The 23,847-nt window shown below is 63.1% G+C and carries 26 protein-coding genes; 10 read left to right on the top strand and 16 right to left on the bottom strand.

Features of this window, described 5'->3' with window-relative positions; genetic code table 11:
• Positions 1–39: 39 nt before the first annotated feature.
• From HB777_28825 to HB777_28815, 3 genes are read right to left on the bottom strand one after another with little or no spacing between them, the layout of a single operon-like run.
• Complete coding sequence (locus tag HB777_28825; protein ID QND67545.1) at positions 40–1,581, bottom strand: DHA2 family efflux MFS transporter permease subunit; 1,542 nt, start codon at positions 1,579–1,581, stop codon at positions 40–42.
• Positions 1,578–2,867, bottom strand: a complete 1,290-nt coding sequence (locus HB777_28820; GenBank protein QND67544.1) for an HlyD family secretion protein — start codon at positions 2,865–2,867, stop codon at positions 1,578–1,580. The genes HB777_28825 and HB777_28820 overlap by 4 nt, the downstream gene beginning before the upstream one ends.
• Positions 2,860–3,324: a winged helix-turn-helix transcriptional regulator gene (locus HB777_28815; protein ID QND67543.1), complete on the bottom strand. Its 465-nt coding sequence runs from the start codon at positions 3,322–3,324 to the stop codon at positions 2,860–2,862. The genes HB777_28820 and HB777_28815 overlap by 8 nt, the downstream gene beginning before the upstream one ends.
• 176 nt (positions 3,325–3,500) lie before the next feature.
• Between HB777_28815 and HB777_28810 the strand changes: the two genes are divergently transcribed.
• The 3 genes from HB777_28810 to HB777_28800 all read left to right on the top strand — a co-directional run bounded on the left by HB777_28810 (position 3,501) and on the right by HB777_28800 (position 5,234).
• The gene (locus tag HB777_28810; GenBank protein QND68940.1) at positions 3,501–3,815 is read left to right on the top strand and encodes a hypothetical protein; all 315 of its coding nucleotides are present in this window, start codon (positions 3,501–3,503) and stop codon (positions 3,813–3,815) included.
• Between the two features lie 124 nt (positions 3,816–3,939).
• A complete protein-coding gene (locus HB777_28805) occupies positions 3,940–4,578 on the top strand; it encodes a CatB-related O-acetyltransferase (protein ID QND67542.1) in 639 nt (212 codons plus the stop codon).
• Positions 4,575–5,234 carry a YihA family ribosome biogenesis GTP-binding protein gene (locus HB777_28800; GenBank protein ID QND67541.1) on the top strand — a complete coding sequence of 220 codons (660 nt, stop codon included), beginning with the start codon at positions 4,575–4,577 and terminating at the stop codon, positions 5,232–5,234. The genes HB777_28805 and HB777_28800 overlap by 4 nt, the downstream gene beginning before the upstream one ends.
• Positions 5,235–5,254: 20 nt before the next feature.
• On the opposite strand, the gene HB777_28795 is transcribed toward HB777_28800, so the two are convergent.
• Positions 5,255–5,989: a TetR/AcrR family transcriptional regulator gene (locus tag HB777_28795; GenBank protein ID QND67540.1), complete on the bottom strand. Its 735-nt coding sequence runs from the start codon at positions 5,987–5,989 to the stop codon at positions 5,255–5,257.
• A 132-nt stretch (positions 5,990–6,121) separates the two neighbouring features.
• Between HB777_28795 and HB777_28790 the strand changes: the two genes are divergently transcribed.
• Positions 6,122–7,321 (top strand): HlyD family secretion protein, encoded by a 1,200-nt coding sequence (locus HB777_28790; GenBank protein ID QND67539.1) that lies wholly within the window; start codon positions 6,122–6,124, stop codon positions 7,319–7,321.
• A gap of 22 nt (positions 7,322–7,343) precedes the next feature.
• Positions 7,344–8,936: a DHA2 family efflux MFS transporter permease subunit gene (locus HB777_28785; protein ID QND67538.1), complete on the top strand. Its 1,593-nt coding sequence runs from the start codon at positions 7,344–7,346 to the stop codon at positions 8,934–8,936.
• A 124-nt stretch (positions 8,937–9,060) separates the two neighbouring features.
• Here HB777_28785 and msrB read toward each other — a convergent pair whose 3' ends face one another.
• The 4 genes from msrB to HB777_28765 all read right to left on the bottom strand — a co-directional run bounded on the left by msrB (position 9,061) and on the right by HB777_28765 (position 11,843).
• Entirely contained in the window at positions 9,061–9,564 is a 504-nt protein-coding gene (gene msrB, locus HB777_28780; protein ID QND67537.1) for a peptide-methionine (R)-S-oxide reductase MsrB, read from the bottom strand.
• A 231-nt stretch (positions 9,565–9,795) separates the two neighbouring features.
• Complete coding sequence (locus HB777_28775) at positions 9,796–10,353, bottom strand: fasciclin domain-containing protein (GenBank protein ID QND67536.1); 558 nt, start codon at positions 10,351–10,353, stop codon at positions 9,796–9,798.
• A gap of 225 nt (positions 10,354–10,578) precedes the next feature.
• Positions 10,579–11,319 (bottom strand): anti-sigma factor, encoded by a 741-nt coding sequence (locus HB777_28770; protein QND67535.1) that lies wholly within the window; start codon positions 11,317–11,319, stop codon positions 10,579–10,581.
• On the bottom strand, positions 11,304–11,843 hold the full coding sequence (locus HB777_28765; protein QND68939.1) for a sigma-70 family RNA polymerase sigma factor: 540 nt from the start codon (positions 11,841–11,843) through the stop codon (positions 11,304–11,306). The genes HB777_28770 and HB777_28765 overlap by 16 nt, the downstream gene beginning before the upstream one ends.
• A 147-nt stretch (positions 11,844–11,990) precedes the next feature.
• Between HB777_28765 and HB777_28760 the strand changes: the two genes are divergently transcribed.
• Together HB777_28760 and argB are read left to right on the top strand one after the other, a co-directional pair.
• Positions 11,991–13,487: an amidase gene (locus tag HB777_28760; GenBank protein QND67534.1), complete on the top strand. Its 1,497-nt coding sequence runs from the start codon at positions 11,991–11,993 to the stop codon at positions 13,485–13,487.
• Positions 13,488–13,593: 106 nt separating this feature from the next.
• Positions 13,594–14,487: an acetylglutamate kinase gene (argB, locus tag HB777_28755; GenBank protein QND67533.1), complete on the top strand. Its 894-nt coding sequence runs from the start codon at positions 13,594–13,596 to the stop codon at positions 14,485–14,487.
• Between the two features lie 37 nt (positions 14,488–14,524).
• On the opposite strand, the gene HB777_28750 is transcribed toward argB, so the two are convergent.
• The 3 genes from HB777_28750 to HB777_28740 all read right to left on the bottom strand — a co-directional run bounded on the left by HB777_28750 (position 14,525) and on the right by HB777_28740 (position 17,275).
• Positions 14,525–14,923, bottom strand: a complete 399-nt coding sequence (locus HB777_28750) for a RidA family protein (protein ID QND67532.1) — start codon at positions 14,921–14,923, stop codon at positions 14,525–14,527.
• A gap of 212 nt (positions 14,924–15,135) precedes the next feature.
• The gene (bchE, locus tag HB777_28745; protein ID QND67531.1) at positions 15,136–16,683 is read right to left on the bottom strand and encodes a magnesium-protoporphyrin IX monomethyl ester anaerobic oxidative cyclase; all 1,548 of its coding nucleotides are present in this window, start codon (positions 16,681–16,683) and stop codon (positions 15,136–15,138) included.
• A gap of 115 nt (positions 16,684–16,798) precedes the next feature.
• Complete coding sequence (locus tag HB777_28740) at positions 16,799–17,275, bottom strand: Lrp/AsnC family transcriptional regulator (GenBank protein ID QND67530.1); 477 nt, start codon at positions 17,273–17,275, stop codon at positions 16,799–16,801.
• Positions 17,276–17,414: 139 nt separating this feature from the next.
• Here HB777_28740 and phhA point away from each other — a divergent pair, with 139 nt between their 5' ends.
• Entirely contained in the window at positions 17,415–18,251 is an 837-nt protein-coding gene (gene phhA / locus HB777_28735; protein ID QND67529.1) for a phenylalanine 4-monooxygenase, read from the top strand.
• Positions 18,252–18,517: 266 nt separating this feature from the next.
• Here the strand turns inward: phhA and HB777_28730 are convergent, their stop codons facing one another.
• Entirely contained in the window at positions 18,518–19,009 is a 492-nt protein-coding gene (locus HB777_28730) for a MarR family transcriptional regulator (GenBank protein QND67528.1), read from the bottom strand.
• A 94-nt stretch (positions 19,010–19,103) separates the two neighbouring features.
• Here HB777_28730 and HB777_28725 point away from each other — a divergent pair, with 94 nt between their 5' ends.
• Positions 19,104–19,271 (top strand): hypothetical protein, encoded by a 168-nt coding sequence (locus tag HB777_28725; protein ID QND67527.1) that lies wholly within the window; start codon positions 19,104–19,106, stop codon positions 19,269–19,271.
• An 83-nt stretch (positions 19,272–19,354) separates the two neighbouring features.
• Here the strand turns inward: HB777_28725 and HB777_28720 are convergent, their stop codons facing one another.
• The 3 genes from HB777_28720 to HB777_28710 all read right to left on the bottom strand — a co-directional run bounded on the left by HB777_28720 (position 19,355) and on the right by HB777_28710 (position 21,926).
• Positions 19,355–20,794 carry a GMC family oxidoreductase gene (locus tag HB777_28720; GenBank protein QND67526.1) on the bottom strand — a complete coding sequence of 480 codons (1,440 nt, stop codon included), beginning with the start codon at positions 20,792–20,794 and terminating at the stop codon, positions 19,355–19,357.
• Positions 20,791–20,976, bottom strand: coding sequence for a hypothetical protein (locus HB777_28715; protein ID QND67525.1), 186 nt, complete (start codon positions 20,974–20,976; stop codon positions 20,791–20,793). The genes HB777_28720 and HB777_28715 overlap by 4 nt, the downstream gene beginning before the upstream one ends.
• A 188-nt stretch (positions 20,977–21,164) precedes the next feature.
• Positions 21,165–21,926: a GGDEF domain-containing protein gene (locus HB777_28710; GenBank protein QND67524.1), complete on the bottom strand. Its 762-nt coding sequence runs from the start codon at positions 21,924–21,926 to the stop codon at positions 21,165–21,167.
• A gap of 161 nt (positions 21,927–22,087) precedes the next feature.
• On the opposite strand from HB777_28710, the gene HB777_28705 reads away from it, so the two are divergent.
• A complete protein-coding gene (locus HB777_28705; protein QND67523.1) occupies positions 22,088–22,801 on the top strand; it encodes a pyrimidine 5'-nucleotidase in 714 nt (237 codons plus the stop codon).
• A gap of 75 nt (positions 22,802–22,876) precedes the next feature.
• Here HB777_28705 and HB777_28700 read toward each other — a convergent pair whose 3' ends face one another.
• On the bottom strand, positions 22,877–23,713 hold the full coding sequence (locus tag HB777_28700) for an LOG family protein (protein ID QND68938.1): 837 nt from the start codon (positions 23,711–23,713) through the stop codon (positions 22,877–22,879).
• Positions 23,714–23,847: the final 134 nt, after the last annotated feature.

Below are 23,847 nucleotides of genomic sequence, written 5' to 3'. Positions count from 1 at the left end.
GCCGCGGCTTGTCGAGATCGACGACACAGCCGCCAAACATCACTCCATGACGGCGCTGTGGTCGATCTTGGCCGGTGTCGCCGGCTTGCGCAGCAAGAGAACCAGCGGGATGGCGGCAAGCGACAGGATCATCATCAGCTTGAAGTCGTTCATATAGCTGATAACAGTCGCCTGCAGCGTCACCACGCCGTCGAGCGCGGCCCGGCCGGCGGCGCTGTAGGGGTTCATCGCCTGGAAGATCGCCGGATTGCCGAACGCCTGGTTGTAGGGCGTCACATAGGTGGCGATGTTGGCGTGGTTGATCTGCACGTTCTGCGTCAAAAGCGCGGTGACCACGGATATGCCGACGCTGGAGCCGATGTTTCGCGACAGATTGTACAGGCCCGTGCCTTCCGCGCGCCGATCCGGCGCCAGCGTGGCGAAGGTGATGGTGGTCAGCGGCACGAACAGGAAGCCCAGGCCCGCGCCCTGGATGAAGCCGGTGCTGATGATCGTCCATTGCGAAACATCAGGGGTCCAGCCGGTCATGTCGTACATCGCCCAGGCGGTGACCAGAAGGCCGGTCAACAGCAGCCAGCGCGTGTCCACCTTGCCGATCAGCCTACCGACCAGGAACATGCACGCCATGGTGCCGAGACCGCGCGGCCCCATGACGATGCCGGCCGTCACCACCGGATAGCCCATCAGCGTCTGCAGGTAGGGCGTCATCAGGGCCAGCGAGGCCAGATAGGTGATGCCGATGATGAAGATGAAGATCATGCCGACGGCGAAATTGCGGTCGAGGAAGAGCCTCGGGTTCACGAAGGTGTTGCGGGCGGTGAAGGTGTGGACGAGGAAGATGTAGAAGGCCGACGCGCAGATCAGCGCCTCGACGATGATTTCGGACGACGAGAACCAGTTGAGCTGCTCGCCGCGATCGAGGAACATCTGCAGCGACGCGATGGTGACGCTGAGCATGCCGAATCCCAACCAGTCCAGCCTTGCCTTGAGGTCCGTCTTGGTTTCCAGGACGAACATCGACACGCCGGCGAAAGCCAGGGCGCCGATCGGGACGTTGATGTAGAACACCCAGCGCCAGCTGACATTCTCGGTCAGCCAGCCGCCGATGACCGGCCCGAGCACCGGCCCGACCATCACCGAAACGCCGAACAGTGCCATCGCCGAGCCGCGCTCTTCGACGCTGTAGATATCGAGCAGGATGCTCTGCGCCAGCGGCACCAGGGCCGCGCCGAACAGGCCTTGCAGCAGGCGGAAGCCGACGATCTGCGGCAGCGACTGCGCGAAGCCGCACAGCACCGACGCGACGACGAAGCCGGTGATGGAGATCAAAAGGATGCGCTTGCGGCCGAAACGATTGGCAAGGTAGCCCGAAGGCGGCGTCATGACGGCCGCAGCCACGATATAGGAGGTCAGCACCCAGTTGATCTGGTCGGCGCTCGCCGAAACGCTGCCCTGGATATAGGGAAGCGCCACATTGGCGATGGTCGTGTCCAGCGCTTGCATGATCACGGCCAGGATCACGCAGGCGGTGATGGCGCCGCGATTGGCGATCACGCCACCCGTCGCGGACGCGCCGGTCATGACTTTTGCCCGAACCGGTTGATGAGATCGGTCACGAAGTCGGGCAGGCCGCGCGCATGGCCGGTATCGATGCCGACCACGGTGCTCATTCCGCCACGCAGCGGCGGCTTGCCCTGGAGATCATCGACCGTCACGCGCATCGGAATGCGCTGCACGACCTTGACCCAGTTGCCGGTGGTGTTCTGCGCCGGAAGCAGCGAAAAACTCGACGACGACGCCGGGCTGATCGAGGCGACCGTGCCGTGCCAGACGGCACCCGGATAGCTGTCGACGCTGATCGTCGCTGTCTGTCCCGGCCGCACATAGGTCAGTTCGGTTTCCTTCGGCTCCGCCGCGATCCACAAATCGGTCGCCGAAATCAGGCTGAACGCCGGCTGCGAAGCCGGCAGGTACTTGCCGACCTGAAGCGCGTCGACATTGGTGACGATGCCGTCGAACGGCGCTTTGACAATGGAATCGGCAAGATTGCGCTGGGCGTCGTCGACCGCCGACTGGGCCTGAAGGTAGAACGGGTTCTTCTCCACAGGCTGGCTGGCGTCGCCGCCGAGCTGGGCAAGCGTCGCCTGCGCCTGCGCCTCGGCAACGGACACTTTCTGGCGGGCGGCAACGAGGTCGTGCTGGGCGCTGTCGAAGGTCGCCTTGGAGGAGGTGGAGGTTTTCAGCAGATCCTGCTGGCGCTGGAAGGCGGCCTCGTAATAGGGGATGTCGGCCTGTGCCTGCTCGATCAGCGCCTGCGACTGCTGGTAACTCGCCTGCAAGGTCAGCACCTGGTTGCGCACCGTGCCGAGCTGTGCCTGGGCGGCGGCAAGAGCGGTTTCGAAAGAGGCCGGCCGCAGCCGGAAAAGCACCTGGTCCTTCTTCACCGCCTCGTTCTCGTGCACGTCGATCTCGGACACCGTGCCGGAGACGTCGGTGGACACGCCGAGCGATTGCGCCTGGATGTAGGCATTGTCGGTCGTCATGACCTGGCCGCCGATGACGTAGTAATAGCCGCCGACGACCAACGCGACCGGAAGCAGGGCAAACAGGATCGGCCGTGCCCGGCTGCGCTTGGGCTTGACCGGCGCCGGAGGCGCCACCGCAACCGTGGCCTGCTGGGGCTCTTTGGACGGAGCCTCGAGTGCCGCCGGCGCCAGGGCGACTGGTGCTTCCAGTTCGTCGTCGATGACGGTGTTGGCACGTCTCTGTTCGCGTTCGCTGTCCAGCCGGATGATCTGGTCGCTCGTCCGGTCGGCGGAAGGTCCGTCTTCTTCGATTGGCTTCTTGGGTGAGGTTGATTCAGCCATGTATTTTCTCCCGGTCGACGGCAGGCTGGGTGCAAGCCGCGAGCAGATTGGATTTGATGAGGGACAGGGTTTGCAGCAGATGCAGCTGGGCATCGGCGGAAAGGCCGACAAAGGCCTCGTCACGCGTTTTCTGGCCATTGCTGCGCATGATTTCGAGCAGCGGATGGGCTTGCGGCGTCAGGTAAAGCAACCATGCCCGGCGGTCAGCGGGATTGGGCCGGCGCTCGACGAAGCCGCTTGCTTCCATCTTGTCGAGCAGCCGGGCGAGCGTGATTGGCGTGATCTCGATCAGGTCGGCGAGCTTGTTCTGGTGGATGCCTTCATGCAGGGACAGATAGGCCAGCACCTGCCATTGGGCGCGGGTCAGCCCCGACGCCCGCGACCGCTGCTCGAACCGCTTTCGAAGCAGGCGCGCGACATCGTGCAGCACGAAGCTGATGTTGGGTGGGGATGGCATGGGAGGTGCTGGGGTTTTCGACGTGACTTTTAGTGAGCATGCTTATTATCATCATGCACATAATCCCGCTGGACGCGGTGCGCAAGACGGACTAAGCCCACCCGGAAAAATGACGCATGGGCTGCGACGCAACAAAAGACTCAGGTGACAGGCCGTTATCGGGCGAGGATATGACGATGAATTGGTCGAAGATCGCGACCGTGGCGGGCCTCGCGGCATGGCCTGGAATCGCGCTCGCAAAGGACGCCGTCAGCTGCGGCGGCGCCGCCATGCTGGGTGGCGCGCAATTGAACTGCAGCCACGTCGAACCCCAGGCGCCGCCTCAGTTTTGCACCTATAGCTGGGCTCTTCACACGCCTGCCGGCGACCAGAAAATCGTCGAAGGAACCTTCATGCTGCCGCCCGGCGCCTCGAATGTCACCGTCTATCAGGGCAGCGGTTTTGACAGTGCGCTGTCCGATCCGATCGTCATCTGCCGCGGCAGCAAATGAGCAAAGCCGTCAAGGAAAGCTCGCTCGTCGGTCGATTGGTGCTATAGGGCGGATCACGCTATTTTGAATGAGCGCATCCAAGTTTCGGATGCGCCTGGCGGCCATTTCTCTGACGGATTTCGACATGGACGGACCCAACCCCAACATCAAGCACCCGATCCCGATGCACACCCGCGTCGGCTTTCTCAAGGGACTGGTGAACGCACCGAACATCGAGATCGGCGACTTCACCTACTATGACGACCCCGACGGGCCGGACAAATTCGCCGAAAAATGCGTCCTGCACCATTATCCGTTCATAGGCGACAAGCTGATCATCGGCCGGTTCTGCGCCATCGCCGAGGGCGCGCGCTTCATCATGAACGGCGCCAACCACGCAATGTCCGGCTTTTCGACCTATCCGTTCAATATTTTCGGCCATGGCTGGGAAAAGGGCTTTGACCCGGCGACGTGGTCGAAGGAGGTTCGCGGCGACACAATCGTCGGCAACGACGTCTGGATCGGCATGGAAGCGGTGATCATGCCCGGTGTGGAAATCGGCCATGGCGCTATCGTCGGTGCGAAATCGGTGGTGACGCACGACGTGCCGCCCTATGCGATCGTCGCCGGCAACGCGGCCAAGGTGGTAAGGATGCGTTTCGACGACCGGACGGTCAGGCGGCTGCTGGCCGTGGCGTGGTGGAACTGGCCGGTGGACAAGGTCGGCCGCAACCTCGATGCTATCCGGGGTGCCAATATTTCTCTTCTGGAGGCAGCAGCTTGAACGCTCTGAACAGCAGCATAATCGGCACCGAACTGTTTACGCGAGGGTGGATCTTCATCCGCGGCGTGCCGGCAATGAAGTTCCTGCCGCCGGAAGGGCCGCCGGAAATCGCCTTTGCCGGCCGTTCGAATGTCGGCAAGTCGTCGCTGATCAACGCGCTGGTCAACCAGAAGGGGCTGGCGCGCACCTCCAACACGCCGGGGCGCACGCAGGAGCTCAACTATTTCGTGCCGGACGGATTTTCTGGCGAGGGCGCCGACCTGCCGCCATTGGCGCTGGTCGACATGCCCGGCTACGGTTACGCCACCGCGCCGAAGGAGAAGGTCGACGAGTGGACCAAGCTGGTCTTCGACTATCTCAAGGGCCGCGTCACGCTGAGGCGCGTCTATGTGTTGATCGACGCCCGCCACGGCATCAAGGCCAAGGACGACGAAGTGCTGTCGCTGCTTGACAAGGCGGCGGTGTCCTACCAGATCGTGCTGACCAAGACCGACAAGATCAAGACCGCCGGCGTGCCGCGGCTGATCGAGGAGACGCTGGCAAAGATCAAGAAGCGGCCGGCGGCGTTCCCGTTCGTTCTGGCGACGTCGTCGGAAAAGGCCGAGGGCCTCCAGGAATTGCAGGCCGCCATCGTGCTTGCCGCCAATGGCGGCTAAGCATCTCAGCACACCTTAGGCTAAGGCTTGGCCTCGATAGCAATCGTCTGATGGCCTTCTTCCGCTGCAAGCCTTTCGGTGCCGTAGGCCTTCAGGAACATGCTGACGCCTGACCTGACGATGTGGTCGATCTCGTCCTGGCTCGGGGCTTTGGTGCGGTAGGCGAAGATGCACTGGCGGAACAGGCCGGCCAGGCACAGTTCGGTGAACTGATAGGCGGCGAGATCGACATCGTCGATCCGCAGCAGGTCGCGCTCGATGGCGGCATCGAGAAAGGCCGCGACCTTGTCGTGACCGCGCTTGGGACCGCGTTCGTAAAACCGCGCGCCCATGTCGGGTATCCGGTCGGATGCGCCGATCACCGTGCGCTGCGCCTGGATAACCTTGGCCGACGTGATCTTGAGAGCCAGCACCTTGCCGAACTTCACCAGCGTCTCGCGCAGGTCGTCGGCATTGTCCAGCACGTCGTACATGTTCTTGAAGATGGTGCCGCGCTCTTCCTCGATCAGCGCTTCGAACAGCTCTTCCTTGTTGGCGAAATAGACATAGATCGTGCCTTTGGAGACACCGGCCTCACGGGTGATGTCGTTCATCGAGGCAGCTTCGAAGCCCTTGTCGATGAAGACACGACGGGCGCCGTCGATGATCTGGCTGCGCTTGACCGGATCCTGCCCCGCGGCCGGGCGGCCACGGCGCAAGCTTTCCAACAGGTCGTCGCACGACTCGTTTTCAACGTTGGGCGATGTCTCGGTCATGAAAGTCACACCTCGAAAATAATTCGAACCAACCGGTTCGATTGCCCTTGATATGGTCCTCTTTACGCGCTATGTCAACGCCCGGATCGAACCGAACGGTTCAGTATCATATTATAATTTTAGAGAGATGTCATGTCCTCGAACGCGCCGACCACAGCCGAAGTCCGTCCTTTCCCCAATGCCAAGGTTGCGCCGGCGACGGAAGCACCGGGAGTGCCTGTCCAGCCCGCCGTATCATCGCCGCCGGCAGAGGCTCCGGTCAAGAAGAAGCGCTCGGTGCGCTCCTTTCTGCTGCCGATCATCGGCGTTGCCTTGCTGAGCGCCGGCGCCTGGTACGGTTACGATTACTGGACCACGGGCCGCTTCATGATCTCGACGGACGACGCCTATGTCCAGGCCGACATGGCGTTCATCTCGCCCAAGATTTCCGGCTATGTCGATCAGGTCAAGGTCAGCGAAAACCAGTCGGTCAAGGCGGGCGATCCGTTGCTCGTCGTCGATGACGGCGACTACAAGATCGCCGTCGCCCAGGCCGAGGCGCAGATCGCCACTTTGAGCAAGACGCTCGACCGTATCGACGCCCAGACCGACGCAGCGCGCGCCGCGCTGCAGCAGGCACAGGCGCAGAAGGTCGCCGACCAGGCCGTGGCCGACAATGCGGCGAAAGCCGCCGATCGTGCGTCGCAACTGCTCAAGACGCATGTCGGCACGCAGGCGCAGCTGGACGATGCCCAGATGGCGGTCAAGCAGGCCGACGCCGCCCTTGTTGGCGCCGACGCACAGATCGCAGCCGCGCAGGCCAATATCGGCGTGCTGCAGGCGCAGCGCGCGGAATCGGCAAGCACGCTGGCGTCCCTGCAGCTCAGCCACGATAAGGCCCTGCGCGATCTTTCCTTCACCGTGCTCAAGGCGCCTTATGACGGCGTCGTTGGCAACCGTTCCGTCGAGCAGGGCGACCTCGTCAGCCCCGGCCAGAAGCTCGCCGTCATCGTGCCGATGGACAAGCTCTATATCGTCGCCAACTTCAAGGAGACGCAGCTTGCCCGGCTGGTTCCCGGCGAGAAGGTCAAGATTTCGGTCGATGCGACCGACGGCCAGGACTTCGAGGGAACCGTCTCGTCGTTGGCCCCGGCTTCCGGCGCCGTGTTCTCGCTGCTGCCTCCCGAAAACGCCACTGGCAATTTCACCAAGGTGGTGCAGCGCGTTCCGGTCCGCATCGATGTGCCGGCCGACGTGCTGAAGAGCGGCAAGCTGCGCGCCGGCCTGAGCGTCATCGTCGCCGTCGACAGCCGTACCGCCCCATCCGGGTCGGGCTCAGTGGCCGCGAACTGAACGGCCGCCGGGGAGCAATGCCATGGCAACCGCAACCCTGACAGCAGGAGCGCCGCCGGCGAGGCCGGCTGTGCCTGACACCATCTCGACGCGGCGCGTCATCGCCTTCCTGGCGATGGTGTTCGGCATGTTCATGGCCATCCTGGACATCCAGATCGTCTCCGCCTCGCTGGCCGAGATCCAGGCCGGCCTGAGCGCCAGCTCCGACGAGATCCCGTGGGTGCAGACCGCCTATCTGATCGCCGAAGTGGTGATGATCCCGCTGTCGGGCTTCCTCAGCCGGATGCTGTCGACGCGCGTGCTGTTCACGATCTCGGCGGCAGGCTTCACCGCGGCCAGCGCGCTGGCGGCGACCGCCACCAACATCGACCAGATGATCGTCTACCGCGCCGTGCAGGGCTTTATCGGCGGCGGCATGATCCCGAGCGTCTTTGCTGCCGCCTTCACCATCTTCCCGCCCTCGCGCCGCGCCGTGGTATCGCCGATGATCGGCCTGGTGGCGACGCTGGCGCCGACCATCGGCCCGACCGTCGGCGGCTACATCAGCCATGCCATGTCCTGGCATTGGCTGTTCCTGGTCAATGTCGTGCCCGGCATCCTGGTGACGACGGCGGCCTGGACGTTGATCGACTTCGACAAGCCCAACCTCAAGCTGTTCAGCAAGTTCGACTGGTGGGGCCTCGCCGGCATGGCGGCCTTGCTGGGTTGTATGGAATATGTGCTGGAGGAAGGCCCCAACAATGACTGGCTGCAGGACCAGGGCGTGTTCATCTGCGCCATCGTCATGACCATTGGCGGGGTGCTGTTCTTCTGGCGCGTGTTCACCGCCGAGGAACCGATCGTCGACCTGAAGGCGTTCACCAACATCAACTTCGCCTTCGGCTCGCTGTTTTCCTTCGTCATCGGCATCGGCCTCTACGGCCTGACCTATCTCTACCCCGTGTTCCTCGGGCGCATCCGCGGCTACGATTCGATGATGATCGGCGAGGCGCTGTTCGTCAGCGGTCTGGCCATGTTCTTCACCGCGCCGATCTCGGGCATCCTGTCCAACAAGATGGACCCGCGGCTGATGATGATGATCGGCTTCTTCGGTTTCGCCACCGGCACCTGGTGGATGACGCATCTGACCGCCGATTGGGATTTCTACGAACTGCTCATCCCGCAGATCCTGCGCGGCTGTTCGATGATGCTGTGCATGGTGCCGATCAACAATATCGCGCTCGGCACCTTGCCGCCGGAGCGGTTGAAGAACGCGTCAGGCCTGTTCAACCTCACCCGCAACCTTGGCGGCGCCGTTGGTCTTGCCCTGATCAACACCGTGCTGATCGACCGCAATGCCTTCCACTACGCGAGGCTCTCCGAGCATGTGCAGTGGGGCAGCGAGGCCGCACAGACCAAGCTGCAGAACATGACGCTCAATTTCGAGCAGACCCCCGGCCTGGACGCGACCAGTGCGGCCATCTCCAAGCTGTCGGGCATGGTCCAGCAGCAGGCGGCGTTGCTGTCCTTCATGGACGTGTTCTTCATGCTGACGGTGCTGTTTGCGACGCTTGGCCTGTTCACCATGCTGATCCGCAAGCCGGCTGCGGCCGGCGGTGGCGGCGGCGGGCATTGAACAGGAGATCCATACGCGGCAGCGGTTTCGGGAAGCTCCTCCAGTCCACGCCCGAAAAGCTCTGATCGCGCAAAAAACTCCGGGCCGCAAAGCCCGGAGTTTTTTGTATCCAGTTTGGAATTTGTCAGGCCGTGGCGGGCTTGAAGGTCAGCGCCACACCGTTGATGCAATGGCGCAGGCCGGTCGGCGCCGGGCCGTCGTCGAAGACGTGGCCAAGATGACCGCCGCAACGGCGGCAATGCACTTCGGTACGGGTCATGCCGAGCGACCTGTCCACGGTCTTGCCGATGCCATTGGCGACCTCCTGCCAGAAGCTCGGCCAGCCGGTGCCGGAATCGAATTTCGTCTCCGACGGGTAGACCGGCAGGTCGCAGCCGGCACAAGCGAAGATGCCCTTGCGGTGTTCGTTGAGCAGCGGGCTGGTGCCAGGGTATTCCGTGCCTTCCTTGCGCAGCACGTCGAACGCGGCCGGTGACAGGATGGCTTTCCACTCGGCGTCGGTCTTGGTGACTTCGAACTTTTCGGCCGCCTGCGCTACCTGCGGATCGCCCATGCGCAGCATCGTTGCCGCGGCCCCGACGACGCCGATGGCGGCGGCACCGCTCAAAAGAAAGTCGCGACGGTTCATGACCAATTCCTCCTGATGTCCTTTTGCCAAACTATACCGCCGCGCGGAAATCAAAAGCCGGTGACGGTGGCCCTCGAACGAACACTCCGCGCCGTCCCACATCTGAACGTGGACGACGCGGAGCGCGCGGGTCAATTGCGGATCACGGGAGCGGGATCATGCAATCGACGGAGGGTCCTTGCTGCCAGTTCGCCGGCAGCAAGCCTCTTGTTACATCTTGGCCCCCCCTTTTTACATTTTAGGGAGCAGAACCTTGTCGATGACGTGGATGACGCCGTTGGACTGTTCGACATCGGCGATCGTCACATTGGCGACATTGCCGTTCTCGTCGGTGACGGTGACCTTGCCGCCGTCGGCCTTGAGCGACAATTCGCAGCCGCCGACCGTCTTGACCTTGTGGGTGCCGCCGTCAGCCTTGGCCATCGCGGCCACATCCGCCCCCATCGCCTTGGCGCCTATGACATGGCAGGTCAGGATCTTGGTGAGCTTGTCCTTGTTCTCGGGCTTGAGCAGCGTCTCGACCGTGCCGGCCGGAAGCGCCGCGAAGGCGTCGTTGGTCGGGGCGAATACGGTGAACGGGCCAGCGCCCTGCAGGGTTTCGACCAGGCCGGCAGCCTTCACGGCGGCGACCAGTGTGGTGTGGTCCTTCGAGTTCACGGCGTTCTCGACGATGTTCTTGTTGGCATACATGGCGGCGCCGCCAACCATCGGGTTTTCGGCATAGGCAGTGGTGGCAAGGGCAGAAACGGCGATCGTACCGGCGAGCAAAAGGGTGGCGTATCTACGCATGATGTCAAACTCCTCGGGTTTTTCTCTTCCCATCTTTGGGAACGCGAGGAGATACGGAACAAAAATGCGCGAGTTTCAGAAATATTGGGATTTTTTAAATTATCTACGCCCCCAGAGGGATTTCCCGAAGCCGACTCATGCCGGCTAACATGCTTTCTAGGAGCATGTTCAGGGAAGGATAGACTTCAGGTAGTCTATTTTGAGTTTGCAGGCGCCAAGAGCCGGTCAGATGCCCTTCAGATCGCCCGCGGCGACCACCGGTCCGGTCGGCTGGCCGGTCGGCGAACCGCCTGCCGGCTCGAGGCTGACGGCGAGCACCGCGCCCTGGGCAAGCTTTTGCTGGGCCGCCGGCGAGACGACGATATGCGCCGTGGCACCTGCGGGAATGACGCCCATCGAGACCGGCGGGTTCTTGCCCTCGATCATCCACAGTTCGAAGTCCTTGCCGACTGCACGCTCACCGGAGACATGCGACAGGCCGACTTCGTGATGCGCGGCGTCGTAGACGGCGAGATATTTGACGTCGCTGCCCTCGGCGGCCAGCGAAGCGACGAGGCGCTCCTGCGGCTGCTCGACCGGCGGGTTGAGGATGGGCAGGGCGATGTAGATGGCGAGTGCTGCAACCGCCGCCGCGGCAAGGCCACGCCAGAAGGACAGGCTGGCCCATAGCCCGTCGCGCGATTCGGCGGGCGTGGTCACGGAAGCGGCGGACGCGAACAGGCGGCGATCGATCGCAGGTTTGATCGAAGCCGGCGGTTCGATTTCCGGATAGGCGGCAGCCAGCGGTGAAAAATTGACCTCCCAGCCATCGACAAGGCGGGCGAAATCCGTCTCGGCGTCGATGCGACGGGAGGCGATCTGGCGTTCGTCGGCAGCCAGCACGCCGAGAACGTATTCGGCGGCGAGCAGGTCGTCGCCTCCACGTTCCGGTCCTGTGTCTTCTGCCAGCGTCATCTTTCCAGACATTCTCTGAGTTTCAACAGGCTGCGGCGCAGCCAGGTACGCATCGTGTTCAGCGGCACGCCGTGGCGCTCCGCCAGTTCGGCATAGCTTTCGCCCTTGAGGTAGGCGCCCCGGACGGCCGCCGCCCGGTCCTTTTCCAGCTCATCGAGACAATGATGGATGCGTTCGGATTCGTCGCCCGCCACCACCATCGCTTCAGGTCCAGGCGCCGGATCGGCCACGTCGAGCGCGGCATCGATGTCGGCGGCAGGCTTGCGCCGCGCCCTGATGCGATCGATCGCATGATTGCGCGCTATCGCCACCAGCCAGGAGATCGGGCTTAGATCGGAGACGGCAAAACGATCCGCCTTCGTCCATATCTTGACGAAGACTTCCTGTAGCGCTTCTTCCGCATCTCCCCGGTCGTTCAATACACGAAGGCAGACGCCGAAAAGTTTCGAGCTGGTCTGCCGGTAGAGCAGATCGAACGCAGCCCGATCCTTCATCGAAGTCCGGACGATCAGCTTGGTGATGTCCTGCGGCGTCATCTCAGGCAAATTAGGCGATTGCAATGTATTTGCAACGGCGGAAATAACCTTGCACGCCGAAGCCTTGCGTATCGCCAGCCCGGATCTACCCGTCGATTGCCAATGAAGTCGCCACTGGCTAGCTTGGTGGCAGTGACGGGGGCGCGCATGTCGGTTGAACATACACTGTGGGCGCAGGACGCAACCGGCCTCGCCGACCTGGTTCGCAAGGGCGACATTTCAGCCGTCGAACTGACCGAAGCCGCGATCGCCCGTGCCGAGGCCACGCGACCCGACATCAACGCCACGGCCGAGCCGCTCTATGATGCCGCACGCGCCCGGGCGAAAACCGTTGACCGCTCGCTGCCGCTGGCCGGCGTTCCCTTCGCCATCAAGGATCTCGGCATCGCCATCAAGGGCGTGCCGACGCATGGCGGCAGCCGCATTCCGGCATGGCTGGCCGATGTCAATTCGGTGCTGACCGACCGCTATCTCGCCGCCGGCCTCATTCCGATCGTCACCTCCACGTCGCCGGAACACGGGCTTCGGCTGATGACCGAATCCAAGGCCTTCGGCATCACCCGCAATCCCTGGAACACCGGTCATACCAGCGGTGGCTCGTCGGGTGGTGCGGCGGCACTGGTCGCGGCAGGCGTGGTGCCGGTGGCGCATGCCTCGGATGGCGGCGGCTCGATCCGCGTGCCTGCCGCCTGCACCGGACTTGTCGGCCTGAAGACGTCGCGTGGCCGCACACCGCTGACGCCCCTGGTGAGCGAAAGCTGGTACGGCATGGTGGTCGACCATGCGCTCACCCGTTCGGTGCGCGATTGCGCGTTGCTGCTCGACCTCACCCACGGTCCCGACCTCCTGTCGCCCTACGCCGCGCCGTCGCCGAAAGGCACGTTCACGGCGGCTGCCGCGCGCGATCCCGGCAAGCTCAGGCTGGCCGTGTATCGCAAATCGCCGCTTGGCCTGCCGATCTCGGATGAGACGCTCAAGGCGCTCGACACGGCGGTGGCGCTTGTCCGTGAGGGCGGCCATACGGTCGAGGAGATCGACCTGCCTTCTATCGGGCGCGATTTCTTCGCCGATTTCTGCAGGACGGTTGCCTCTGCCGTCGCCGGCACGATGCGTGCGCAAGCGCTGCGTGTCGGCCGTTCCGTTTCGGGCGACATCGAGCGGGCGACGCGCGTGCTCGCCCGCTTCGGCGAAATGGTGTCGGCCGGCGAGACCTATGCCGACCTGCAGCGGCTGCATGCCGCCTCGCGGCAGCTGATCGCACAGACCGCGCAGTATGACGCCGTGCTGATGCCGATCATTGCCCACCCGCCGCTCGCCTGCGGCGCCATGGATCCGAAAGGCGCCGACGAGCTCATCGAGAACCTGCTCGACAAGCTTCATCTGACGGCCTTGCTGAAGCTGAAGCCGTTCTTCGGCCAGCTGATGGACAAGAGCCTTTGGTTCACCCATTGGCCGGCGATCCAGAATGTCAGCGGCCAGCCGTCGATCGCCCTGCCGGTCCATGTCACCGACGCCGGCCTGCCGATCGGCATCCAGGCAGCGGGCCGTCCGGGCGACGAGGAGACGTTGCTGTCGCTCGCCGCGCAGATGGAGAAGATCTCGGGTTGGCTGGGCCGCAGGGCGCCGCTGACGGCGCCGTCATGATGACGAGGTCGTGAGGCGCTCGAATATGACAGCAAAGCCATTTGCGGGCGGCGCCAATTCCCGCTAAGACGCCGCCGTCCTTACCGATCTTCAGGGAAACAAGCCGATGACGGAAATAACCGCCACCGCCGAGATGCAGGCCGCCCTGCTGTCGCGGGCGCTGCCCTACATGCAGCGCTACGAACACAAGACCGTCGTGGTGAAATATGGCGGCCACGCCATGGGCGATATCGAGCTCGGCAAGGCGTTTGCGCGCGACATAGCGCTCCTGAAGCAATCCGGCGTCAACCCGATCGTCGTCCATGGCGGCGGCCCGCAGATCGGCGCCATGCTGGCCAAGATGGGCATCGAATCGAAGTTCGAGGGCGGCCTGCGCGTCACCGACCAGAAGACGGTCGAGATCGTCGAAATGGTTCTGGCCGGTTCGATCAACAAGGAGATCGTCGCGCTGATCAACGCCGAGGGCGAATGGGCGATCGGCCTGTGCGGCAAGGACGGCAACATGGTTTTTGCCGAAAAGGCGCGCAAGACCATGATCGATCCGGACTCCAACATCGAGCGCGTGCTCGATCTCGGCTTCGTCGGCGAGCCGGTCGAGGTCGACCGCACCTTGCTCGATCTTCTGGCGCGTTCCGAAATGATCCCGGTGCTGGCGCCGGTGGCGCCGGGCCGCGACGGCCATACCTACAACATCAATGCCGACACCTTCGCCGGCGCCATTGCCGGCGCCTGCCAGGCAACACGGCTGCTGTTCCTCACCGATGTGCCCGGTGTGCTCGACAAGAACAAGAAGCTGATCGACGAACTGACCGTGGCTGAGGCCAAGGCGCTGATCAAGGACGGCACGGTGTCGGGCGGCATGATCCCCAAGGTCGAGACCTGCATCGAAGCGATCGAGCGCGGCGTCGAAGGCGTCGTCATCCTCAACGGCAAGACGCCGCATGCGGTGCTGCTGGAACTGTTCACCGAACACGGCGCCGGCACGCTGATCGTGCCCTGAGGGGCGAACGGCCGCTTGGCCGCTCGCCGCCGATCGATCAGGCCGCCTGAGGAAGGCGCGCGATGACCTTTATCTCGAAATCGAAGCCCGCCAGCCAATTCACGCCCACCGCGGTCCAGTTCGTGTAGGGCGGTTCACCGAACACCTTCAGCCGAACGGCGTCGATCGCCTGCCACTGCGCGGCCGGATCGGTGTGGAACGTGGTCACGTCGACGATGTCGTCGAACGTGCAGCCGGCGGCCTTCAGCACAGCCGCGAGATTGTCGAAGGCAAGCTGCACCTGCTTTTCGAAGACCGGCTCGGGCGACCCGTCCTCGCGGCTGCCGACCTGGCCGGAGACGAACAGAAGGTCGCCCGAGCGGATCGCCGCCGAATAGCGGTTGATCTCGTAGAGGGCCTGCCTGCCGGCGGGGAAGATCGCGTCGCGTTTGGTCATGGTTTCTCCATTCAAAACAAGGCAGGTCCGACCTTCGGGCGATTGCAAACGGCTTCGCCGCGCAGGCGAAGCCGTTTGCAAGGCTTGAAGGTTTTGATCGCTGCACTCCAACATTCGGGGCTGCAATTGACATACGCCCCGTATGTCGGATGTGGGTGCATACGCCTCGTATGTCAATACGCATACGTCGCGTATGATTTAGGAGATTGCCATCAGAGGCGTGGCGAAATCGGGATCTCGGGCGGTGTCAGCTTGCGCACCGAACGTCGAACCGCCATCGACTCCTCCTCGGCGTCCTGTGGTGCGCCCCAGAATTCGGCGAGCGTCGGGCCGTCCTTCATCCTGATGTCGCGGGCCAGGAATCCCCAGACCTCGCGGAACCAGACGCGGCGGCCCATCTGTGTGTACCAGCGCATCGAATGGCGCTGTTCCGGATCCTTGTGGAACAGGATGCGCGCCAGCGCCTTCGGTCGTGATTGCACCACCAGTTCGATCAGCTTGACGCTGAAGAACAGCATCCACGGCTTCAGCCGCGTCATCTGCAGCACCTGGTGCTTGTAGTCCCACAGGCGCGCGTCCTGCTGGATCACCTTGCGATCCCGGGCGATGCGGAAGAACGGGGTCCAGCGGTGCGGCGTCACGTAGAGCGCCTGGATCTGGTCCGGATCGTAGGCGATGAGCTGACGAAAGCCGCGCCACAGGTCGCGAAACCCTTCGTCCTCGAAGCCGGCCACCCAGGTCGCCATCGACAGGATACCGTGCAGGCGCAGCAGCCTTATCGCCTCGCGGTCGGATGAGGTGCTGCCGCCCTTGCGGATCAATTGAAGCGTCTGCTCGTCGGTGTTTTCCATGCCGAGCAGCCAGCGGATGACACCCGCCTTGCGATAGAGATGCAGGATGTCGGCATCGCGCACGATGTCGTCGGCACGGGTCGAACCGACAATCAGCACCGGTACATTCTCGGCAATCAGGGCGTCGAGGAAGGCGCGCCAGGCTTTCTTCGAAACCGTCGGATTCTCGTCGGCGAGATTGATCAGCTCGACGCCGTGTTCGCGATGCAGCCAGGCGATTTCTTGCGCGAATTTCACGGGATCGCGATGCCGCCAGCGGGTCCAGAAGCCGCGCTGGCCGCAATAATTGCACAGATGCGGACAGCCGCGCGAAAACTGCATGACCACGGCACGCTTGCCGCCCCAATAGCTGTAGCTGGTATGGTCGAGCAGCTCCCAGCCGACGCGGTAGGCGTCGAGGTCGGCAATGGTCATGGCGGGCTGTGTGGCGAAGGGACGGCTGAGATCGTCGCGAAAGGCGATGCCGGCCACGCTCGCCGGCGGCTGGTGCATTTCCAGCGCTTCGACCAGCGCCACTACGGTCGCTTCGCCTTCGCCGCGCACGATGAAGTCGAAGGCATCCGTTGCGGCCAGGATGTCGCGCCAGTGATAGGTCGGAAAGACGCCGCCATAGATGATGATGGTCGCCAGCTCGCGCTCCTTGATCATTGTGGCGATCAGCAAGGCGGTCGGATGCGCCGAGGTCGAGCCGGAATGGCCGATCAGGACGAAGTCGGGGCGATCGGCGAGCGCGTTGCGCACCACACTCTCGAGCGGCATCGGCCCGAATTCGGCGTCGACGAGCCGCACCTCATGGCCGGCATCGATCAGCGGGCCGCCCAGCGCCAGCAGGCCGAGCGGCGGCAGATGATCGTCGGGCACGCGGCTGCCGATGGCGGTGTGCGGCGGATTGATCAGGACGATTTTCATGGCGGACCTCCTGGGAGTTGGTCCGCGCATGCTGGTTGTCGATGTGGACGTCGGCTTGGCCTGTTTCAGCAGTTTGCGTGCAGCTTTTCCCCAAGGAGTGCGAAGGCAGGCGATATCACCGCCGGAGGTGGCCGAGCGGTACGTGGCCGGGTCCCTTGATGTTCTGCAGCACGAGCTGGGTGTGGACGTCGCGCACGCCGTCGAGCCGCATCAGCCGGTGCATGACGAAGGCGTTGAGCTCGTCGACCGACGGCACCATGACATGCAGCAGGAAATCGTGGTCGCCGGTCATCGTCCAGCACGAGGACACCTCGTCCATGCGCTGCACGGCGGCGATGAAGCTTTCGGGCGAGCCGTCGCTGTGGCTGACAAGGCGCACCTGGATGAACACCTCGACCATCAGCCCGACCGCGCGGCGACTGATCACCGCGGCAAAACCCTTGATGATGCCGGCCTCCTGCAGCGCTTCGAAGCGCCGCGCGCACGGCGTTGTCGATAGGCCGATCTCTTGTGCCAGCTCGGACACCGGCTTGCGTCCGTCGCGTTGCAGGACATCGAGCATCTTGATCTCGAACTCATCGAATTGAGGCATTTTCACTCCTTGAAGGTGCTTTCTGAGTGAATATTATCCCGATTCCTGTATTCGAGCCATCATCAAAACCGATTTGCCTCGGCAGATCCGGTTACGCTCCGGGTACGTCAGCCATTCATGATTTGCGAGGAGAAAAACCATGACGACGATGAGCGTTGCCGAATATGCCCGCGATTGCGCGGCGCAAGGATTGCGTGGCGACTACTCGGTCTGCCGTTCCGATTTCACCGTGGCGCAGGGTTATGATTACAGCGCCGAAGAGCAGGCGGTGTGGCGCACGCTGTGCGACCGCCAGACCAAGCTGACGCGCAAGCTCGCCCACCATTCCTATCTCGACGGTGTCGAGAAGCTTGGCCTGCTCGACCGCATCCCCGATTTCGAGGCGGTCAGCGCCAAGCTGCGCAAGCTGACCGGCTGGGAGATCGTCGCCGTGCCGGGCCTCATTCCCGCCGCCCCCTTCTTCGACCATCTCGCCAATCGTCGCTTCCCGGTCACCAACTGGCTGCGGACGAGGCAGGAACTCGACTACATCGTCGAGCCGGACATGTTCCACGATTTCTTCGGCCACGTGCCGGTGCTGTCGCAGCCGGTGTTCGCCGATTTCATGCAGATGTATGGCCGCAAGGCCGGCGACATCATTGCGCTGGGCGGCGACGAGATGATCACCCGGCTCTACTGGTACACGGCCGAATATGGCCTGATGCAGGAGGCCGGCCAGCCGCTGAAAGCCTTTGGCGCCGGCCTGATGTCGTCGTTCACCGAATTGCAGTTCGCGGTCGACAGCAAGGACGCCCACCACGTGCCCTTCGACCTGGAAACGGTGATGCGGACCGGCTACGAGATCGACAAGTTCCAGCGCGCCTATTTCGTGCTGCCGTCGTTCGACGCCTTGCGCGATGCCTTCCAGATCGCCGACTTCGAGGCGATCGTCGCCCGCCGCAAGGGCCAGCCGGCACTCGATCCGGCGACGGTCTAGCCCCCCGAGAATTTCCGAGGCGTTTGCGCGGCACTTACCCCCACCCTTAATCCCTCCCCACAAGGGGGAGGGAGACTTGGTAGGCGCTGACCTGCGTAAACAGCCGACGTTTCGACGCCAAGGAACGGGTAGCGCGCGGTAGCGTTCCCTCCCCCTTGTGGGGAGGGTTAGGGTGGGGGGTCGTCTTCGCAAAACCCGTATGCGTTCGCCCTGCCCCTATTGGGGTCCGGCCTAGGCGCTGAGACAGTCGATTTCCGTCCTGACTTTCAGGCGGCGTCCGTCCCCTCGGCCTTCAGCCGCGCCAGCTGGTCGCGCTGCAGGTCGAGTGCGGCGTTGACGAAGCGCGATATGGTGGCGAGCTCCGCATCGCTGAAGCTGGCGATGACCTTTTCACCCTCCCGCGCGATGGCGCCGTAGTAGCGCGCCGACAAGTTCCGCGTGGCCTCGGTCGCCTCTATCACCACCTTGCGCCTGTCCTCGAGACTGCGCGTGCGCGTCAGCAGCCCGCGTGCCTCCAGCCGGTCGATCAGCGCGGTCACCGCGGCCGGCGTCAGCCCGGTCGCGGTGGCGATCGCGCCGGCCGATTGCGGGCCGCCATGCAGCAGCCCGATGCAATGGCGCTCGGCCATGTTCAGCCCGAGCCTCACCCCCACCGCTTCGTCATAGGCCTGCGTCGCGTCCTGCCACTGCATGATGGCAAGGCCGATGTCCCGCGTCAGCTCGGTGCGATTCTCGCTTGACGAATTTATTTCGATCATCTAACTATCAACCTATCTAACATTTAGACTACCACAGCAATATGCGGCCGCACTGCCTGCAAGGCAAGAGCCGGCCGCCGACAAGGAGTGAAAAATGAGCTTGATTCAACAGCGCGCGCCCCTCTCGCATGAGGAGGAGTTCAAATACGCCAAGCTGGCAATGGAATGGTATGGCTGGGGCTCTCCCATCGGCCTCGGCATTCTGCTCGTGTCGCTGGCCGCAGCCGCCGTGCTGGTGCGCATCGCCGTCTACGGCTTTTGAGCCATGCCGCGCATCCCCCGGCGCCATCACTGGCGCCGGCTTTGCCGAGATGCCGCGAAATTCAGGACGTTGCCGTGGGGTCGTCAGACGGTGACCACCTTGCTCAGATGGTCGCCCAGCCGGCAGGCCAGCGCGGTGATCGTCGTCGTCGGGTTGCATTGGCCCGATGTGCAGAACACCGAGGAGCCGCCGACATAGAGATTGTCCATGCCGTGCACCTTGCAATTGGCGTCGACAACGCTCTTGCTGATGTCGGTGCCCATGCGCGTGCCGCCCATATGGTGATGGCCCGCCGTCTCGTCATTGGTCGGATAGTCCTGACCATTGCTGATCCAGTCGGCGATGCGCACCCGGCCGAGATTCTTCTCGATCAGCGTCGTGCCGAACAGTCTGAGCCCTTCGAGCAGGGTGCGATGTTCCAGCTCGGATTTCTTCCAGTGCAATTCGATGCGCGGCACGCCGGCATGGTCGACATCGGTCTTCGACAGCTCGATCTGGTTGGAGGCCAGCGGCGCCTGCTCCCATGCGACGTAGAGCTGGGCGGCACAGCGCAGTCTCTGACTGAGCTTGGAGGACATCCACTCGGCCATGTCGGGCGCCGTGCAGGCGAGGTCGGCGATAAGGCTCTTGACGCCGGGATACGGCGTCTCGATCAATCTGATGCCGAAATTCATGATCTGCAGCCGCTCCATCGCGGCAAGCGTCGGCGAGAAGAAGGCCTCGTTGACGGCGTCAACCTCGAACGCGTTGTAGTCGGCCAGGATGGCATTGCCGCCCTCGAAGGTCGGATGCTCCATCCAGTAGCGGCCAAGCGCTGCCGCATTCGGCACGACGCCGCCGTTCGAACGCTGGTTCGACCACAAAAGCAGCCGCGAATTTTCCAGCCCGCCGGTGCAGACGATGAAATAGTCGGCACTGAAGGAACCGGCATCCTGCCCGTTCGACCACAGTCTGGCGCCCGTCACGCGTTTGCCGTCGCCGGCGAGTTCAGTGACGCATGTGTTGAGCACCACCGCGATGTTCTTGGCCTTGTCGAGTTCGTCGCCGAATTTCTCGGCGAAGCGCACAGCCGGGCTCTTGATCAGCTGCACCCAGCGAATGTCGTCCGAGATAGGCACGTCCGGCCGGAAATCGGGAAGGTCGAGAATATCGTGCACTTCCGGTAGATAGGGCTCGATGTCGGCGCGGCGGATCGGCCAGCCCGTATCGGGCACCCAGGCCTTCGGCTCGAAATCCTGTTTGTCGAGCACGCGGCACCAGCCGGCCCAGTGGTTGGAACTGCCGCCCATGAACCGCAGCCGGGTGATGTCGAGATCGAAATAGAAATCACCGACCGTGGCGCCACGGTAGAAATCCTGCGACTCGTCGCTGAACTCACGCGAGCCGGCTTCCAGCACCACGACCGGAATGCCGGCGGCGCCAAGCTTGCGGGCAATGGTGGTGCCGGCCGGGCCAGAGCCGAGGATGCAGACCTTTGGGGTGAAGTTCGCGGCGCGATACGCCTCGTAGCTGTCGAAGATCATGCCAGATCGCTCCGCTTCAGGATCCAGCCATTGACCTCGACGATCTCGTTCGGGTCGACCTGGGATGCACTGGTATGAGATGGATCGGCATCAGGCAGCTTGCGGAACAGCGACAAGGCAGGCAATGCGATCAGCGCCTGCACGAGCGTGCGGCGCGACAATTTTTTGATGAAGAAACTCATGGTTGGTCTCTCGATGGGGGCCTCGGCTATGCATGGCGTTTCTCTGAACGACACACGCATCGCTGCAGAAGCCAGTATCGTGCCAAGCTTCACCACAAAGCAGCGAAAACCCGATTAGGCGATGCAACCGAATGCAAACAGGGTTAGAATTTCCTTAACGGGTCGGGTGTAGCGGATCGGCCGCCTGATCACGCCGCCGCGGAGATGTCCGTATCGAGGATCGTCAGGTTTCTGCCCTGGTGCTTGGCCTGGTAGAGGCGCCGGTCGGCGGCGCGCATCAGGTCCGATACGCTGACATCGTCGCCACAGACGGTGCCGCCGATGCTGACCGTGAGCGGAATGGTCCGCTCGTCGACGGGCCGGAAGCGGATCAGCTCGACTTCACGGCGAATGCGCTCGGCGACGCGCTTGGCCTCCTGTTCGGTGGCGCCGATCAGGAAGGCGCCGAACTCCTCGCCGCCGATGCGGCCGAGCACATCGCCGCTGCGCACGCCGCGCTGGATCGCGCTGGCGATCAAAAGCAGCGCGTCATCGCCGGTCAGGTGGCCAAAGTTGTCGTTGATCTTCTTGAAGTGGTCGGCGTCGATGATCAGCAGCGCGCCACGATCGGACTTGCGGCGCGAACCGTCGAGCGCGGCAAAGAAGCTTTCCCGGTTGAGCATGCCGGTCATGTCGTCGCGGCTCGCCTTTTCCGCCAGGCGGCGATGCGCGGCGGCGAGCTGGGCATGGGCCCGGGCAAGCTCGCGATGCGCATTTTTCAGCCTGTCGCTTTGCCAGAACGTGCCTGCGCTGGCGACCCATGCCAGCACCAGCGGACAGAGCGTGGAGGTCAGCCAGATCGTGCGGTTGACTGGAAATCCCATCGCCGGAACGATGATCAGCGTCAGCAGGAGAGAGGCAGCGACAGAGGCGAAAGCAATGGCGGCGGATTTCAGAATTATGCTGTTCATCGCTTGCTCCCACAGGACTTGTCTCTGTGCCAGCAAGCCCTGAAGGCCACCTTTCCCGGATGCATAAAATTTGAATCGTGAGGCGATTTACGCAACCTCAACGAGCAGAAGTTGTGGATAAAGTCTCTTTCAGGATGCTTGTTTCATGCCATAAGGAGCGCATGACCACGCTCCCCGATCCCGCGCGCTTCGCCCATGTCACCGACTGGGTGTTCGACCTCGACAACACGCTCTATCCGCACCATTCGAATCTGTTCTCGCAGATCGACGTCAAGATGACCGCCTATGTCGGCGAACTGCTGGCGCTGCCGCGCGACGAGGCGCGCAAGCTGCAGAAGGAACTCTACCGCGAATATGGCACGACGCTGAACGGGCTGATGACGCTTCATGGCATCGATCCCGACGATTTCCTCGAGAAGGTGCATGACATCGATTACTCATGGCTGGTGCCCGATCCCGTTCTCGGCACCGCCATCCGCCAGCTTCCGGGCCGCAAGTTCATCTTCACCAACGGCGACCGCAGGCATGCCGAGCGCACCGCGCGCCAACTCGGCATTCTCGATCATTTCGACGACATCTTCGATATCGTCGCCGCCGGGCTCAATCCCAAACCGGCGCGCCAGACCTACGAGAAGTTCGCCGAGCTCCACGCCGTCACCGGCCACAATGCGGTGATGTTCGAAGACCTTGCCCGCAACCTTTCGGTGCCGAAGTCGCTCGGCATGACAACGGTGCTTATCGTGCCGCGCAATTTCGAGCCGACCTTTGCCGAGATCTGGGAGCGCGACCCGACGCAGGAACATGACGTCGATTTCGTCACCGATGATCTTGCGGGGTTTCTGACGGCGATTGTGGAGAGGGGGGAGGGGAATTGAAGAACTGACGAATTGAAGAACTGACGAATTGGGGATCGATCATTCCTCAATTCCTCAATTCCCCAGTTTCCCAGCCTACTCCCCTAACTTATAGAACCGGCTGATAATCCCCCACGCCTCGTCGGCGGTGTCGACGAAGTCGATGATGTCCTGGTCGCCAGGGCTGATCGTGCCCTGTTCGGCGAGGAAATCGAGATCGATCGCCCGTTTCCAGAAGGATTTGCCGAACAGGATCACAGGCACGCGCTCCATGCGTCCGGTCTGGATCAGGGTCAGCGTCTCGAAGAATTCGTCCATCGTGCCGAAGCCGCCGGGAAACACCGCGACCGCCTTGGCGCGCATGACGAAATGCATCTTGCGGATGGCGAAATAGTGGAAGTTGAAGCACAGCTCCGGCGTCACATAGATGTTCGGCGCCTGCTCATGCGGCAGGACGATGTTGAGGCCGATCGACGGCGCGCCGACATCGTCGGCGCCGCGATTCCCAGCTTCCATCACGCCGGGGCCGCCGCCGGTCACCACGACATATTCGCGATAGTATGAAGCAGCCGACTGCTGCGAGCTGAGCCGGGCGAACTTGCGCGCCTCCTCGTAGTATTTGCTGTTTTCCTCGAGGTTCTTCCTCTGCGTCTCGTTCTTGGCCGCCCAGGCCTCGCCGCCGGGTTCCGGCAGGCGTGCGCCGCCGAACAGGATCACCGTCGAACGGATGCCGCGTTCAGCCAGGATCATCTCGGGCTTCAGGAGTTCGAGCTGCAACCTGACCGCGCGCAATTCGCGGCGCGTCATGAAGTCGGGATCGTTCCAGGCCAGCCGGTATGTTTCGGCACGCGTCTGCGGCGTGTCCGGCACGCTCTTCGACCGCTCCAGATCCTCGTCCGAATGCGGCAGCGGCGTCCACCCCGCCTTTTCCATAGGAGTCATAACTACCCGTCCAATTCCCTTAACTGCGCCGTCCCGTGACGCACACGCGATTGACCCCCATTAAGCCTTAACATAGGGTCCGCGCGACTTTCAAAACAGGTTAAGGCGCAGCCCCTTAACAGCTT

The organism is Mesorhizobium loti (genome assembly GCA_014189435.1).
In the GTDB taxonomy this organism is placed as follows: domain Bacteria; phylum Pseudomonadota; class Alphaproteobacteria; order Rhizobiales; family Rhizobiaceae; genus Mesorhizobium; species Mesorhizobium loti_G.
This window is presented reverse-complemented; position numbering and strand designations above follow the sequence as displayed.

Excerpts from the sequence above, each read along its gene's own strand:
- HB777_28810 (QND68940.1), top strand. The coding sequence starts at position 3,501 with ATGAATTGGTCGAAGATCGCGACCGTGGCGGGCCTCGCGGCATGGCCT.
- HB777_28775 (QND67536.1), bottom strand. The coding sequence starts at position 10,353 with ATGCGTAGATACGCCACCCTTTTGCTCGCCGGTACGATCGCCGTTTCT.
- HB777_28700 (QND68938.1), bottom strand. The coding sequence starts at position 23,713 with ATGGAAAAGGCGGGGTGGACGCCGCTGCCGCATTCGGACGAGGATCTG.
- HB777_28715 (QND67525.1), bottom strand. The coding sequence starts at position 20,976 with ATGAGTTTCTTCATCAAAAAATTGTCGCGCCGCACGCTCGTGCAGGCG.
- HB777_28710 (QND67524.1), bottom strand. The coding sequence starts at position 21,926 with ATGAACAGCATAATTCTGAAATCCGCCGCCATTGCTTTCGCCTCTGTC.
- HB777_28765 (QND68939.1), bottom strand. The coding sequence starts at position 11,843 with ATGACGCCGCAGGACATCACCAAGCTGATCGTCCGGACTTCGATGAAG.
- HB777_28750 (QND67532.1), bottom strand. The coding sequence starts at position 14,923 with ATGACCAAACGCGACGCGATCTTCCCCGCCGGCAGGCAGGCCCTCTAC.
- HB777_28790 (QND67539.1), top strand. The coding sequence starts at position 6,122 with ATGTCCTCGAACGCGCCGACCACAGCCGAAGTCCGTCCTTTCCCCAAT.
- bchE (QND67531.1), bottom strand. The coding sequence starts at position 16,683 with ATGAAAATCGTCCTGATCAATCCGCCGCACACCGCCATCGGCAGCCGC.
- HB777_28805 (QND67542.1), top strand. The coding sequence starts at position 3,940 with ATGGACGGACCCAACCCCAACATCAAGCACCCGATCCCGATGCACACC.
- HB777_28820 (QND67544.1), bottom strand. The coding sequence starts at position 2,867 with ATGGCTGAATCAACCTCACCCAAGAAGCCAATCGAAGAAGACGGACCT.
- HB777_28740 (QND67530.1), bottom strand. The coding sequence starts at position 17,275 with ATGCCTCAATTCGATGAGTTCGAGATCAAGATGCTCGATGTCCTGCAA.
- HB777_28825 (QND67545.1), bottom strand. The coding sequence starts at position 1,581 with ATGACCGGCGCGTCCGCGACGGGTGGCGTGATCGCCAATCGCGGCGCC.
- argB (QND67533.1), top strand. The coding sequence starts at position 13,594 with ATGACGGAAATAACCGCCACCGCCGAGATGCAGGCCGCCCTGCTGTCG.
- HB777_28725 (QND67527.1), top strand. The coding sequence starts at position 19,104 with ATGAGCTTGATTCAACAGCGCGCGCCCCTCTCGCATGAGGAGGAGTTC.
- msrB (QND67537.1), bottom strand. The coding sequence starts at position 9,564 with ATGAACCGTCGCGACTTTCTTTTGAGCGGTGCCGCCGCCATCGGCGTC.
- HB777_28760 (QND67534.1), top strand. The coding sequence starts at position 11,991 with ATGTCGGTTGAACATACACTGTGGGCGCAGGACGCAACCGGCCTCGCC.
- HB777_28795 (QND67540.1), bottom strand. The coding sequence starts at position 5,989 with ATGACCGAGACATCGCCCAACGTTGAAAACGAGTCGTGCGACGACCTG.
- HB777_28815 (QND67543.1), bottom strand. The coding sequence starts at position 3,324 with ATGCCATCCCCACCCAACATCAGCTTCGTGCTGCACGATGTCGCGCGC.
- HB777_28785 (QND67538.1), top strand. The coding sequence starts at position 7,344 with ATGGCAACCGCAACCCTGACAGCAGGAGCGCCGCCGGCGAGGCCGGCT.
- HB777_28770 (QND67535.1), bottom strand. The coding sequence starts at position 11,319 with ATGTCTGGAAAGATGACGCTGGCAGAAGACACAGGACCGGAACGTGGA.
- HB777_28720 (QND67526.1), bottom strand. The coding sequence starts at position 20,794 with ATGATCTTCGACAGCTACGAGGCGTATCGCGCCGCGAACTTCACCCCA.
- HB777_28705 (QND67523.1), top strand. The coding sequence starts at position 22,088 with ATGACCACGCTCCCCGATCCCGCGCGCTTCGCCCATGTCACCGACTGG.
- HB777_28730 (QND67528.1), bottom strand. The coding sequence starts at position 19,009 with ATGATCGAAATAAATTCGTCAAGCGAGAATCGCACCGAGCTGACGCGG.
- phhA (QND67529.1), top strand. The coding sequence starts at position 17,415 with ATGACGACGATGAGCGTTGCCGAATATGCCCGCGATTGCGCGGCGCAA.